Below are 12,829 nucleotides of genomic sequence, written 5' to 3' on the forward strand. Positions count from 1 at the left end.
TGTGGGTGGCGTTTGGTCTTTTACTTCAAGCGCGCCAGCTGCTCGCGGATTTTGGCCAGGGCTGCCTGGTTATCGGCCAGGCGCTTGCGTTCCTGCTCCAGCACGGCCGGGGGCACCTTGTTGACGAAAGCTTCATTGGCGAGCTTGGTTTCGGACTTGGTGATCTCTCCCGTCAGGCGAGCCTCTTCCTTTTGCAGGCGCATCTTTTCCGCCGCCAGATCGACTTCCATGAAAAGGCACAGGCGCGCTTCGCCGACGATGGCCACCGGTGCAGACTGTGCCGCGGCGGCCCAACTGGCTTGGTCGTCGAACACCTTGACTTCGCTGAGCTTGGCCAGCGACTTGAGCACGGGTGCCACGCCGGTCATGAAGGCGCTGTCGCCGACCACAAACAGCGGCAGGCGCGTGGCCGGCGAGACCTTCATCTCGCCGCGCAGGTTGCGGCAGGCGTCGACCAGGGTCTTGAGTTTGGCGACGTGGGCTTCGGCTTTTTCGTCGATCTTCTCGGGCTGGCTTTGTGGGTAGGGTGCGACGCCGATGAACTTGCCGGTCTTGCCGGCGATGGGGGCCACGGTCTGCCACAGTTCTTCGGTGATGAAGGGGATCAGCGGGTGTGCCAGGCGCAGGATGGCTTCGAGCGTGCGGATCAAGGTGCGGCGCGTGGCGCGCTTTTGCGCGTCGTTGCCGGTCTGGATCTGTACCTTGGCGATTTCGAGGTACCAGTCGCAGAACTCGTCCCAGACGAACTGGTAGATGCTGCCGGCGACGTTGTCGAGGCGGTAGTCGGCAAAGCCCTTGGCCACGTCGGCTTCCACGCGCTGCATGGTCGATGAAATCCAGCGGTCGGCCTGCGAGAAGCTCAGGTAGTTGTGGAACTCGCCGCCGGGCGCGCACTGCTCTTTGGTGTGCTCTTCAAGCCCGCAGTCCTGGCCTTCGCAGTTCATCAGCGTGAAGCGCGTGGCGTTCCAGAGCTTGTTGCAGAAGTTGCGGTAGCCCTCGCAGCGCTTGCTGTCGAAGTTGATGCTGCGGCCCAGGCTGGCCAGCGAGGCGAAGGTAAAACGCAGCGCATCGGCGCCGTAACCCGGAATGCCGGCGGGGAATTCCTTTTCGGTGTTCTTGCGCACCTGCGGCGCGGTCTCGGGCTTGCGCAGGCCTTGCGAGCGTTTTTCGAGCAGGGGGGCGAGCTCGATGCCGTCGATCAAATCGACCGGGTCCAGCACATTGCCTTCGGACTTGCTCATCTTCTTGCCCTGGGCGTCTTTCACCAGGCCGTGGATGTACACGTGTTTGAAGGGCACCTGGCCGGTGAAGTGTGTGGTCATCATGATCATCCGGGCGACCCAGAAGAAGATGATGTCGTAGCCGGTGACCAGCACGCTGGAAGGCAGGAAGAGGTCAAGCTCCTTGGTCTTCTCGGGCCAGCCCAGGGAAGAGAAGGGCACCAGCGCCGACGAGTACCAGGTGTCCAGCACGTCTTCGTCGCGCGTGAGCTTTTTGCCGGGCGCCTGCTTCTGCGCTTCTTCCTCGCTGGTGGCGACATAGACCTTGCCGTCTTCGTCGTACCAGGCCGGGATCTGGTGGCCCCACCAGAGCTGGCGCGAGATGCACCAGTCCTGGATGTTGTTCATCCACTGGTTGTAGGTGTTGACCCACTGCTCGGGCACGAACTTGACCTCGCCGCTGCTCACGGCGTCACGCGCCTTCTGCGAAATGGATTTTCCGGTCGGGTCCTGCTCGCTGACCTTGCTCAGCGCGACAAACCACTGGTCGGTCAGCATGGGCTCGACCACCGCGCCGGTGCGCGCGCAAACCGGCACCATGTTTTTGTGCGGCACGGCCTTTTCGAGGAAGCCCTGTTCCTCCAGGTCCTTGAGCACGGCCTTGCGGCAGTCGTAGCGGTCCAGGCCCTGGTATTGCACCGGGCCGTTTTCGTTGATCTTCGCGTCCAGCGTGAAGATGGTGATCAGCGGCAGGTCGTGGCGCAGCGCGACCTGGTAGTCGTTGAAGTCGTGCGCGCCGGTGATCTTCACCACGCCGCTGCCGAAGGCCGGATCGACGTAGTCGTCGGTGATCACCGGGATCTTGCGGTCGCACAGCGGCAGGTCGACCATCTTGCCGACCAGGTGTTTGTAGCGCTCGTCGTCGGGGTGCACCGCCAGCGCGCCGTCGGCCAGCATGGTTTCGGGCCGTGTGGTGGCGATGTGCATGCCGCGCAGCGGCGATCCGTCAGCGGCTTTTTGCGGGCCGTCGCTGAAGGGGTACTCGATGTGCCACATGAAGCTGTCGCGCTCTTCGTTCTCGACTTCCAGGTCGGACACGGCGGACTTGAGGATGGGATCCCAGTTCACCAGGCGCTTGCCGCGGTAGATCAGGCCCTGTTCATAAAGCTGCACAAAGGTCGAGGTGACCACCGTGGACATCTTCGGGTCCATGGTGAAGTACTCGTGCTTCCAGGCCACCGAGTCGCCCATGCGGCGCATCTGGCGCGTGATGGTGGTGCCGGACTCTTCCTTCCATTCCCAGACCTTGGCGACGAAGTTCTTGCGGCCGAGGTCGTGGCGGCTTTTGCCTTCGCCCTGCAGCTTGCGCTCCACCACGATCTGCGTGGCGATGCCGGCGTGGTCGGTGCCGGGCACCCACAGCGTGTTGTGGCCGCGCATGCGGTGGTAGCGCGTGAGCGAATCCATGATGGTCTGGTTGAAGGCGTGGCCCATGTGCAGCGTGCCCGTCACATTGGGCGGCGGCAGCTGGATGGAGAACGAGGGCTTGGCCGCGTCCAGCGTGGGCTCGTACTGGCCGCTTTGCTCCCATTCGGGGCCCCAGCGGCTCTCAATGGCGGCCGGCTCGAAGGATTTGGCCAGGCTGTCCAGCCCCGGTGTCGGGACTTTGACGGCCTCCGCGGCGGGGGTGGCGGTATCGGCAGGGGCGGGGGCGGCAGCGTTGGTCATGGGGGCAATGAAAAACGGCATCGAGGGGATGCCGCCTTGGGGTTGGGGGAAACTGCCCTGATTTTATTCGACTGGAAGGCCCGGGGCCTGCTTTAGCCCGTACGCCCTGGCGGACCCGATGTCTTTGCGGCCGCCACGCAGGCCCGCAGCACCGCGGTGTCGCCCAGCTGGTTGGCCATCAGCAGGATCAGCCGGGCATTGAGCAACTCGGACTCCTCGCGGCTCAGGCCCTGGTGGGCGTCCAGCAGGCATTCGTAAAACGCATCGGCGTCCTGGAAATGCAGGCGCGTGCTCAGGGGGCTGTCGGGTTTCATGCGTTTTCCTTTCCGGCGTGGGCGCTGGCGCCCAGCGCGGCGGCCACCGCGTGGACCAGCGAGGCGTCCACACTCTCGCCGGTGGCGGCGACATGGCCGTCGGGCCGCAGCAGCGCCCAGGCGTGGCCGAAGACGTGGCAGGTCGCCTGCAGGTGGCCCTGGTCGTCAATCACGTGTTCCATGGCCGCAGCCTTCTCGCCGGGGCCGACCACCTGCACGCAGCGTATGCCGGCCTCCACCGACAGCGCCGCCAGGCGCGCCAGCGCGGCGGCGGAGACATCGCCAAAGGCCAGCAGCAGCAAGCGGCCCTGGGCCCAGGCCAGCAGGTCCAGCAGTTCGCCGGGGCGGCCGCCGGGCCAGGCAAAACCCACGTTCTGCGTCGCGCGCCCGCCGGAGGGGTCGCAGGCACCCGAGCGCGTGTAGTGGTTGGGCGTGGACATGCGGCCGGTGTTCACGAGTTGCCGCGCGAACACATGCTCGCGCGCCAGGCCCAGCGCCGCCGTGCGGAACAAGCGCTCGGCGCCATCGGCAGGCCGCAAAAACCGCGCCGTGCGGTTGGTGACCAATACGTTGTGCGTGGCCGCCTCATGCCGCTCGTGGTGGTAGCTGCCCAGCAGGGCGGGCGCGGCGCGGCCCTGCAGCACGGCGGCCAGCTTCCAGGCCAGGTTGTCGGCGTCCTGCACGCCCGAGTTGCCGCCGCGCGCGCCGAAGGGGCTCATCACGTGGGCCGCGTCGCCGGCAAAAAACACGCGGCCGTGGCGCAGGCTGTCCAGGCATTCGCTGCGGTAGGCATAGGGGCCGACCCAGACGATCTCGTAGTCGCTGTCGTCCAGCAGCTGGCCGGCCTGGCTCTTGAACTGCGCCTTGAGGCGGGCGCGCACCACGTCCTCGCGGCTGACCTCTTCGGCCTTGGCGTGCGGCGGCATCTGGTAGTCGATGCGCCAGACGCCGTCGGCCATCAGGTGCTGCCAGACGGCCCGGCCTTCGTTAAACGGTGCCTCTATCCAGGTGTGGCGCTCCACCGGCGGCGGGTTCTTGAAGCGCACGTCGGCAATGCACCAGCGGTCGTCGCCCTGTTGCGCCGTCACGGTGGCGCCGCACCAGGCGCGAAACGGGCTGCGCGAGCCGCTGCAATCGATCACATGCTCGGCCTCCAGGGTGTAGGCGCCGGCCGGCGTTTCCAGCTGCAGCGTCGCGAAGTCCTCGTTCTGCTCGAAACCGGTGACGCGGTGGCTCCAGCGGATATCGACCCGGCGGTCTTCGGGCGCAGGACTGTACAGCTGCTCGACCAGGAAACCCTCGACGTAAAACTGCTGGATGTTGATAAAGGGCGGCTGGCGGCTCAGCGAATGGGTCTGCTGCTGGCGCAAGTCGAAGGCGTAGACCTCGTCGCTGCCCGCGAAGGTGCGGCCCACGCTCCACTGCACGCCCCGGGCCGCGATGCGCTCGTAAATGCCCAGGCGCTTGAAGATCTCCAGGCTTTTTTGCGCATAGCAGATGCCGCGCGAGGAGGCGCCTTTGACGCCCACGGTGTTGTCCTCATCCAGCAGCACGGCCCGGATGCCGTACTGCGCCAGCGCGCAGGCCAGCGTCAGCCCGGTGATGCCGCCACCCACGATGGCGACGGCGTGGCGTTTGACCTCGCCCGTGCGTAGCTCCGGCGGCTCGACGAAGGGGTATTCGGGCAGGGTGTAACCCGCGCCCTGGGCGAACTCATAGCCGTTGGTGAAGGCGGCGGCCAGCGCGGCGGGCGGCTTGTCTTGGGTGGGTGTTGTCTCGGACATGGGCTGCGCCTCTTGTCTTGTTTACCTATTCGTAATCAATCTACCATAACGTAATTTCAAAAAGGGCGGCCGTCAGCTTTTCAGGCAAAGCCCTATGACGGCATGGCTCGCAATTGATGGTTGTTATTAATGCTTACGTATTTATAGTTTTTATCAATTCCATGCATTGATTCCGGCAATTAGACGAAGCGGCCGAACAGGTCTAAGGTGTTTTGGTCTTCGGTCTTCGCGCCTGGACTTTTGGGGCAGGGGCTTGAAGCATTGGCGATTTGTTCATCCATCAACCCACGAAGGAGATTTCCATGGCTGCTCTCAAAGGCTCCAGGACGGAAGAGAACCTGAAAGCCGCATTTGCCGGCGAATCGCAGGCCAACCGCCGCTACCTCTATTTTGCGAACAAGGCCGACGTTGAAGGCCAGCCCGACGTCGCGGCGCTGTTCCGCTCGACCGCGGAAGGTGAAACCGGCCATGCCCACGGCCACCTCGAATGGCTGGAGCAGTGCGGCGACCCCGCCACCGGCATGCCCTTCGGCGCCACGCGCGACAACCTCGCATCCGCCGTGGCCGGCGAAACCCACGAGTACACCGACATGTACCCCGGCATGGCCAAGACCGCGCGCGACGAAGGCCATGACGAAGTGGCCGACTGGTTTGAGACCTTGGCAAAAGCCGAACGCTCACACGCCAATCGGTACACCAAGGCTCTCGCAGAACTGGTCGATTAAGGCTGCTGGTTCCCTCTCCCTCTGGGAGAGGGTTAGGGTGAGGGCGAGAGGCGATAGATTGAGCCTTGCTTTCACCTTGGCTGCACCCCCCTCACCCCAACCCTCTCCCCGGTGGGGCGAGGGAGCAATGGAAGAGACAAAACCATGGCCACAGAAGGCAACCTCCAGGCGCCCACGCGCCACGCGATCGACTGGAAAAATCCGGACTTCTACAACGAGGACGCGGCCCTCCACGAGATGGAGCGCATCTTCGACATCTGCCATGGCTGCCGCCGCTGCGTGAGCCTGTGCGGCGCCTTCCCCACGCTGTTCGACCTGGTCGACGAAAGCAAGACCGGCGAGGTCGACGGCGTGGACAAGAAGGACTACATGAAGGTGGTCGACCAGTGCTATATGTGCGACCTCTGCTACATGACCAAATGCCCCTATGTGCCGCCGCACGAGTTCAACCTCGACTTCCCCCACACCATGCTGCGCGCCAAGGCCATCAAGTTCAAGAAGGGCGAGGTGGGCGCGGGTGAAAGGTTTTTGTCCTCCACCGACGTGCACGGCCAGTTCGCCGGCATCCCCATCGTGGTCCAGGTGGCCAATGCGGTCAACAAGACAAAGCCGGCGCGCGCCGTGATGGAAAAAGTGCTGGGCGTCGACAAGAACGCCTGGCTGCCGGACCTCGCCGCGAAGAAATTCCGTTCCGGCGCGCCCGAATCACCGCCGCACGCGGTGAAAGACGGCGCCAAGACACCCGGCAAGGTGGTGATTTATTCCACCTGCTACATCAACTACAACGAGCCCGGCATAGGCCATGACCTGCTCAAGGTGCTGGACCACAACGAGGTGCCCTATGTGCTGGTTGAAAAGGAAAAATGCTGCGGCATGCCCAAGCTGGAGCTCGGCGACCTGGCCTCGGTGAACCGCAGCAAGGAGGCCAACATCCCCGTGCTCGTGAAGTACGCCAAAGACGGCTACGCCATCCTGAGCGCCGTGCCCAGCTGCACCCTGATGTTCAAGCAGGAGCTGCCGTTGATGTACCCCGATGATGCCGAGGTGCAGCTCGTCAAGGAGCACATGTGGGATCCGTTCGAATACCTGATGGCGCGCAGGCGCGACGGCCTGCTCAAGACCGAATTCCCCACGCCGCTGGGCAAGGTCAGCTACCAGATCCCCTGCCACGGCCGGGTGCAGAACATCGGCAAGAAGACCGAGGAAATGCTCAAGATGGTGCCCGGCACCAGCGTGCACACGCACGAGCGCTGTTCGGGCCATGCCGGCACCTTCGGCGTCAAGGTGCCCTACCACCAGCAGGCCATGAAGATCGGTAAACCGCTGTTCAAGGCCATGGCCAGCCACAAGGACGGCGGCCTGCCCGATGTGATCAGCAGCGACTGCCCCCTGGGCGGCCACCACATCGCCCAGGGCTTTGAGGTCAACAGCCTGGGCGCGCCGCCGCAAAAGCATCCGCTCACTTTGATACGCACGGCCTACGGCCTCAAATAAGGAATGAGGAAGCCGCCATGAAGACCACCGGAAAGATCACCCGCGACTCCCTGATGACGCTGGAGGCCTACAGCAAATACCGCAAGGAAAACAAGGCGACCATCATCGCCCACCGCAAGCTGCGCAGCGTGCGCCTGGGCGAGCACATCAACCTGCAGTTTGAAAGCGAGACCAGCATCCGCTACCAGATCCAGGAGATGCTGCGCGTGGAGAAGATCTTTGAGGATGAGGGCATAGAACAGGAGATCGACGCCTATGCCCCGCTGATGCCTGACGGCAGCAACTGGAAGGGCACGCTGATGCTGGAGTACCCCGACGTCAACGAGCGCAAGCGTGAACTGGCGCGGCTGATCGGCGTGGAGGACCGCATGTTTGTGGAGGTCGAAGGCCATGCCCGCGTCTACGCGATTGCCGACGAGGACATGGACCGTGAAAACGACGAAAAAACCTCGGCCGTGCACTTTGTGCGTTTCGAGCTGGACCCGGCCATGTGCGCGGCGGTCAAGGCCGGTGCCGGCGTCAAGTTGGGCTGCGACCATACGCATTACCCGGCGCATACGACGATTCCGGCGGAAACCCTGGCGTCATTGGTCAGCGACCTGCATTAAGGCTTTTGCCGGCAGCTGTCTGTGCCGTGGTCCGCCTGTCGTAAAGTGGGGGTTTCGCCTTACCCAAAATTCCAAGCATGCTGTTTCTCATCTCGCCGGCCAAGTCGCTGGACTACGACACGCCGCCGCACGTAGACACCCACACTCAACCCCTGTTCACGCGCCAGTCGGCGCAACTGATTGAAGTGTTGAAAACCCGGACCCCGCAGCAGATCGGCACGCTGATGAAACTGTCGGACGCGCTGGCCGGCCTGAACGTGGCGCGTTACCAGGCCTGGTCGCCCAAATTCACCGCGAAGAATTCCAAACAGGCCGCGCTGGCCTTTGACGGCGATGTGTACGGCGGCATCAATGCCAAAACACTGAACAAGGCGCAGCTCGATTGGGCGCAAGACCATCTCTGCATCCTGAGCGGCCTTTACGGCGTGCTGCGGCCGCTGGATCGCATGCAGCCCTACCGCCTTGAGATGGGCACGGCACTGGCCACGCCCCAGGGCAAAAACCTCTACCAGTTCTGGGGCTCGCAGATTTCCGCTTACCTCAATGAGCGCGCCGCGGCCGACACCTCGCCCGTCATCATCAACCTGGCCAGCGAGGAATACTTCAAGGCCGTGGACCGCAAGGCGCTGAAAGCGCGTGTGGTGAGCTGCGTGTTTGAAGAGTTCAAGGGCGGCCAATACAAGGTCATCAGCTTCTTCGCCAAGCGCGCCCGCGGCCTCATGGCGCGTTATGCGATCGAGAAAAAAATTGCCACGGTCAAAAAACTCGAAAGCTTTGACGCCGAGGGTTACCGCTTCGACCCCAAGGCCTCCGAGCCCGACCGGTTGGTGTTCCGGCGCAAGCAGGCCGCCTGAACGGCCCCAACCCCGCCAGCCCGCCAGCCCGTCAGCCTGCCATGCAAGCCCAGACCCTCACGCGCGAGATGCAGGACTGGGTGGCGGCACAGCTCGCGACCGGCTACACGCCGCACGAGGTTTTTCAGGCGCTGCTGGATGCCGGCTGGCAAGCGGCCGCCGCCAACCAGGCCCTGGGCCTGCCGGTGCCCGGCGCCGCGATACCGCAGCCAGCGCAGGCCGTGCCCTGGGTCAAGGCCGATGCCTCAGGCGCCATGGTGGATGCGGGCGACAAATGGGTGACGGTGAGCGAGCACCGCAGCGCGCCCGAGCTCTGGGTCTTCGGCAACCTGCTCAGCACGGCTGAATGCGAGGCACTGATGGAAGCGGCCGAGCCGCGCCTGGCGCGTTCGCTGACCGTGGACATCCGCACCGGCGGCGAAGAACTCAACCACGACCGCACCAGCCACGGCATGTTTTACACGCGCGGCGAGAACGAGGTGGTGAGCCGCATCGAGGCGCGCATCGCGAGGCTGCTGAACTGGCCGGTGCAAAACGGCGAAGGCCTGCAGGTGCTGCGCTACGGGCGCGGCGCCGAGTACAAACCGCATTACGACTATTTCGATCCCGGCGAACCCGGAACGGCGGCCATCCTGCGCCGCGGCGGCCAGCGCGTGGCCAGCCTGATCATGTACCTGCAGGAACCCGAAGAGGGTGGCGCCACGGTATTCCCCGACATAGGCCTGCGTGTGCGGCCGCAACGTGGCAGCGCGGTGTTCTTCAGCTATGCGCTGGCGCATCCGGCCAGCCTGACGCTGCATGGCGGCGAGCCGGTTAAAACCGGCGAGAAATGGATCGCTACCAAGTGGCTCCGGGAAAGAGAGTTCATTTGATCTTCACCCCTTATCTCTATAGGCTGAACGAAGACTTCAAATCATGATGTCTTCATCTGCGTAAATCTGCGAAATCTGCGGATGAACTCTTTATCCGCAGATTTCGCAGATTTACGCAGATTGAAAACCGGATGATTGGCGTGCTTCGGGGCGGACACCATAATCCACCATGAAAATCAAAGCTAACAACATTGATATAGAAATCGAAGACACCCACCCCGGCGACACCAGCGGCCGGCCCGTGGTGCTGCTCATCATGGGCTTGGGCATGCAGCTGATCGCCTGGCCGCCGGCCATGGTGCAGGCGATTGCCGATGCGGGTTTTCGCGTTGTGCGCCTGGACAACCGCGACATCGGCCTGTCCCAGCATTTCGACCACCTGGGCAAGCCCAACCTGCTCTGGGAGGGCCTCAAGTTCCGCCTCGGCTGGCGTATACGCCCGCCTTACAGCATGGAAGACATGGCCGCCGACACGCTGGGTGTGCTGGATGCGCTCAACATCGCCAAGGCGCATGTGGTGGGTGTCAGCATGGGCGGCATGGTGGCGCAGCGCCTGGCGGTGCTCGCACCTTCGCGGCTGCTCAGCCTGTCCAGCATCATGAGTTCCAGCGGCGCGCGCGGCCTGCCCGAAGCCAGCCCGGCCGTGACCCGCATATTGCTGAGCCGGCCCGCCGGCAAGGGCGTGCAGGCGGCCGTAGACCACACAGCGCGGCTGCTCAAGGCCATCGGCAGCCCCGGCTTTCCCACGCCCGACGCCGAGCTGCGCGAAAAGGTCGCCGCCGCGGCGCAGCGCAGCTTCCACCCGCAAGGCGTTGTGCGCCAGATGGTGGCGATTGCCGCCGACGGCACACGCGCTGCGGCGCTGGCAAAGGTGACGGCGCCCACGCTGGTGGTGCACGGCCGTGCCGACCCGCTGATGCCCATGGCCTGCGGCCAGGACACGGCCAGGCGCATTCCCGGCGCGCGCTTTGAAAGCATTGAGGGCATGGGCCATGATTTGCCGCCGGGTGTCGTTGAGCGCCTGCTCGCACTCTTGATTCCGCACTTCCAGGCCCACGCTTAAAGGTATGGCCCCACCGAAAGGGTTGTCGATTGGCCGGGGCGCCCTTTCGCTTCACGGTTAGCTGCGAAAATAGAGGCATGAACACCCCAGAACAATCGCAGCTCGGCAAGACGTCCGCCTACATCGACCAGTACGACGCCTCGCTGCTGTTTCCCATCCCGCGCGAAGGCAAACGCGCCGAAATCGGCGTCACCGGCACGCCGCCATTTTTCGGCGCCGACCTGTGGACGGCGTTTGAACTCAGCTGGCTCAACCTGCGCGGCAAACCCCAGGTGGCGCTGGCCCAGATCACCGTGCCCTGCGAATCGCCCAACATTGTCGAGAGCAAGTCCTTCAAGCTCTACCTCAACAGCTTTAACAACACGCGCTTTGCCGACGCGCGCGACGTGCGCGAACGCATACGCGCCGACCTCAACGCCGTGGTGGGCATGGGCGTGGGCATCAAGACCCTGGGCCCCGAGCTGTTCGATCGCGAGCCGGTGCACGAACTCGACGGCCTGAACCTGGACCGGCTGGACGTGGAGTGCATCCACTACCAGCCCGCGCCCGAGCTGCTGTTCGCCGAGTTCGACGAGCCGCCCGTTGAAGAGACGCTGACCAGCAACCTGCTCAAAAGCAACTGCCTGGTCACCGGCCAGCCCGACTGGGGCAGCGTGCAGATCCGCTACGCCGGCCCGCAGATCAACCAGGAAGGCCTGCTGCAGTACCTGGTGAGCTTTCGCAACCACAACGAGTTCCATGAGCAGTGCGTGGAGCGCATCTTCATGGACATCTGGACGCGCTGCAAACCGCTCAAGCTCTCGGTCTATGCGCGCTACACACGCCGCGGCGGGCTGGACATCAACCCGTTTCGCACCAGCCATCCGCAGGCGCTGCCGCCCAGCGTACGCACCGCGCGGCAGTAAGAATCCCCCGGTTTATTGCCCGAACTCGCTGAAGTTTTTCAGCGGCGTAAGCCCCGGGAACTGCCCCGCGCGTTTTTCCTTCATGGCCGTCACGGACTCGCGTACATGTGCGTTGCTCCAGATCGCGCCCTGTAGCCAGCCCATCTGCCGGAGCGCGTCGTCCACCGAATGGTCGCGCGCATAGTGGATGGCCTGCTTGCTGCCCCAGACCGCCACCGGCGGCTTGGCGGCGATCTCGGCGGCGCATTGCATGGCGGCGGCCAGCATGGCCTCCGCTGAATCAAACACCTCGTTGACCAGGCCATAGCCCAGTGCCCTGGCCGCCGGCAGGCGGCGCCCGGTGTAGGCCAGTTCCTTGACGACGGCCAGCGGCAGGAGCTTGGGCAGGCGCTGCAGTGTGCCCACGTCGGCCACCATGCCGATGTTGATTTCCTGGATGCAGAAAAACGCGTCGGCCGTGGCATAGCGCAGGCAGCAGGCCGTCACCATGTCGACCGCGCCGCCTATGCAGCCGCCCTGGATGGCTGCGATCACGGGGATGCGCAAAGTCTCGAGTTTGGTGAAGGTGGCCTGCATGTCGGTCAGCAGGTCGAAGATGGCGGCCCGGCCTTCGGGGCTCTGGTCGTCCATCGCGATGCCGCTGCCGAAGGTCTCCAGCGCCATGCCCGCGCTGAAATGTTTACCGGTGCTGGAGATCACCAGCACACGCGCCTCGCCGGTTTTATGGATGTGCGTGAGCGCCGCGTCCAGCTCGCGCCAGAACAGCGGGTGCATGGTGTTCATCGCCTCGGGCCGATTCAGCACCAGATGCGCGACGTGATTGCTGGTGTTGAGGGTGAAACAGGTCAGGGAGGGTGGGGTGGTGGCGTTCATGCCCCCACTCTAAGTCAGGCGACCAAGTCCAGCCAGTCACACCTGAGACGCCGCGCCAGGTGCGCCCGCGCCCTGGCATAGACATACAGCCGCGGCGCAAGGATGCCCAGCGCGCACAGCGGGTAGGCCCAGGCCGCCTCAAAGGCGTAGGCCGGCAGCCAGCCCGTCCAGCCCATCAGCCAGGCCGTCAGCACCGCTTCCCAGAGCTGGCATTCAAGCGGGTGTGCCGCCCGCTGCGCCTCGCGCCAGTCCTTGACGCGCTGCAGCTGTGCCAGCGTGATGTGGTGCCAGTACGGCGACCGGGCGGATGTTGAGGGCTGGGAAGGGTCAGAGGGGTCAAACATAAAGCCTCCGTGCGAGGCTTCAATGTAAGTTTCGTGAAAGCTTCT

12 protein-coding genes are annotated in these 12,829 nt (G+C 64.3%); 7 read left to right on the plus strand and 5 right to left on the minus strand.

The genetic code is table 11. From position 1 onward, the window contains the following. Positions 1–20 precede the first annotated feature (20 nt). The 3 genes from ACSQ27_RS00295 to ACSQ27_RS00305 all read right to left on the minus strand — a co-directional run bounded on the left by ACSQ27_RS00295 (position 21) and on the right by ACSQ27_RS00305 (position 5,046). Complete coding sequence (locus ACSQ27_RS00295; RefSeq protein ID WP_436153487.1) at positions 21–2,969, minus strand: valine--tRNA ligase; 2,949 nt, start codon at positions 2,967–2,969, stop codon at positions 21–23. Between the two features lie 71 nt (positions 2,970–3,040). After that, the gene (locus tag ACSQ27_RS00300) at positions 3,041–3,262 is read right to left on the minus strand and encodes a DUF2783 domain-containing protein (RefSeq protein ID WP_436153488.1); all 222 of its coding nucleotides are present in this window, start codon (positions 3,260–3,262) and stop codon (positions 3,041–3,043) included. Beyond that, on the minus strand, positions 3,259–5,046 hold the full coding sequence (locus ACSQ27_RS00305; protein ID WP_436153489.1) for an FAD-dependent oxidoreductase: 1,788 nt from the start codon (positions 5,044–5,046) through the stop codon (positions 3,259–3,261). The genes ACSQ27_RS00300 and ACSQ27_RS00305 overlap by 4 nt, the downstream gene beginning before the upstream one ends. Positions 5,047–5,348: 302 nt before the next feature. Here ACSQ27_RS00305 and ACSQ27_RS00310 point away from each other — a divergent pair, with 302 nt between their 5' ends. The 7 genes from ACSQ27_RS00310 (at position 5,349) to queF (ending at position 11,567) form a co-directional block, all read left to right on the plus strand. After that, entirely contained in the window at positions 5,349–5,771 is a 423-nt protein-coding gene (locus ACSQ27_RS00310; RefSeq protein ID WP_411879083.1) for a rubrerythrin family protein, read from the plus strand. Positions 5,772–5,915: 144 nt separating this feature from the next. Further along, positions 5,916–7,265, plus strand: coding sequence for a (Fe-S)-binding protein (locus ACSQ27_RS00315; RefSeq protein ID WP_436153490.1), 1,350 nt, complete (start codon positions 5,916–5,918; stop codon positions 7,263–7,265). 17 nt (positions 7,266–7,282) lie between these two features. Beyond that, complete coding sequence (locus tag ACSQ27_RS00320) at positions 7,283–7,873, plus strand: DUF3501 family protein (RefSeq protein ID WP_436153491.1); 591 nt, start codon at positions 7,283–7,285, stop codon at positions 7,871–7,873. 77 nt (positions 7,874–7,950) lie between these two features. Continuing rightward, positions 7,951–8,727, plus strand: a complete 777-nt coding sequence (yaaA, locus tag ACSQ27_RS00325; RefSeq protein ID WP_436153492.1) for a peroxide stress protein YaaA — start codon at positions 7,951–7,953, stop codon at positions 8,725–8,727. Positions 8,728–8,768: 41 nt separating this feature from the next. Next, positions 8,769–9,599 (plus strand): 2OG-Fe(II) oxygenase, encoded by an 831-nt coding sequence (locus tag ACSQ27_RS00330; RefSeq protein ID WP_436153493.1) that lies wholly within the window; start codon positions 8,769–8,771, stop codon positions 9,597–9,599. A gap of 169 nt (positions 9,600–9,768) precedes the next feature. Then, positions 9,769–10,662 (plus strand): alpha/beta fold hydrolase, encoded by an 894-nt coding sequence (locus ACSQ27_RS00335; protein WP_436153494.1) that lies wholly within the window; start codon positions 9,769–9,771, stop codon positions 10,660–10,662. Between the two features lie 77 nt (positions 10,663–10,739). Further along, positions 10,740–11,567, plus strand: coding sequence for an NADPH-dependent 7-cyano-7-deazaguanine reductase QueF (gene queF / locus ACSQ27_RS00340; RefSeq protein WP_436153495.1), 828 nt, complete (start codon positions 10,740–10,742; stop codon positions 11,565–11,567). Between the two features lie 12 nt (positions 11,568–11,579). Here the strand turns inward: queF and ACSQ27_RS00345 are convergent, their stop codons facing one another. After that, positions 11,580–12,440, minus strand: a complete 861-nt coding sequence (locus ACSQ27_RS00345) for an enoyl-CoA hydratase-related protein (RefSeq protein WP_436153496.1) — start codon at positions 12,438–12,440, stop codon at positions 11,580–11,582. Between the two features lie 14 nt (positions 12,441–12,454). Continuing rightward, positions 12,455–12,784: a hypothetical protein gene (locus ACSQ27_RS00350; protein ID WP_436153497.1), complete on the minus strand. Its 330-nt coding sequence runs from the start codon at positions 12,782–12,784 to the stop codon at positions 12,455–12,457. Positions 12,785–12,829 lie beyond the last annotated feature (45 nt).

The organism is Polaromonas sp. LjRoot131 (genome assembly GCF_964252805.1).
In the GTDB taxonomy this organism is placed as follows: Bacteria; Pseudomonadota; Gammaproteobacteria; order Burkholderiales; family Burkholderiaceae_C; genus Polaromonas.

What these genes read in the sequence shown, in the direction of transcription:
- ACSQ27_RS00305 (WP_436153489.1), bottom strand. Translation starts at nt 5,046, where the DNA reads ATGTCCGAGACAACACCCACCCAAGACAAGCCGCCCGCCGCGCTGGCC.
- ACSQ27_RS00350 (WP_436153497.1), bottom strand. Translation starts at nt 12,784, where the DNA reads ATGTTTGACCCCTCTGACCCTTCCCAGCCCTCAACATCCGCCCGGTCG.
- ACSQ27_RS00335 (WP_436153494.1), top strand. Translation starts at nt 9,769, where the DNA reads ATGAAAATCAAAGCTAACAACATTGATATAGAAATCGAAGACACCCAC.
- ACSQ27_RS00310 (WP_411879083.1), top strand. Translation starts at nt 5,349, where the DNA reads ATGGCTGCTCTCAAAGGCTCCAGGACGGAAGAGAACCTGAAAGCCGCA.
- ACSQ27_RS00320 (WP_436153491.1), top strand. Translation starts at nt 7,283, where the DNA reads ATGAAGACCACCGGAAAGATCACCCGCGACTCCCTGATGACGCTGGAG.
- ACSQ27_RS00295 (WP_436153487.1), bottom strand. Translation starts at nt 2,969, where the DNA reads ATGCCGTTTTTCATTGCCCCCATGACCAACGCTGCCGCCCCCGCCCCT.
- ACSQ27_RS00330 (WP_436153493.1), top strand. Translation starts at nt 8,769, where the DNA reads ATGCAAGCCCAGACCCTCACGCGCGAGATGCAGGACTGGGTGGCGGCA.
- yaaA (WP_436153492.1), top strand. Translation starts at nt 7,951, where the DNA reads ATGCTGTTTCTCATCTCGCCGGCCAAGTCGCTGGACTACGACACGCCG.
- ACSQ27_RS00345 (WP_436153496.1), bottom strand. Translation starts at nt 12,440, where the DNA reads ATGAACGCCACCACCCCACCCTCCCTGACCTGTTTCACCCTCAACACC.
- ACSQ27_RS00300 (WP_436153488.1), bottom strand. Translation starts at nt 3,262, where the DNA reads ATGAAACCCGACAGCCCCCTGAGCACGCGCCTGCATTTCCAGGACGCC.
- ACSQ27_RS00315 (WP_436153490.1), top strand. Translation starts at nt 5,916, where the DNA reads ATGGCCACAGAAGGCAACCTCCAGGCGCCCACGCGCCACGCGATCGAC.
- queF (WP_436153495.1), top strand. Translation starts at nt 10,740, where the DNA reads ATGAACACCCCAGAACAATCGCAGCTCGGCAAGACGTCCGCCTACATC.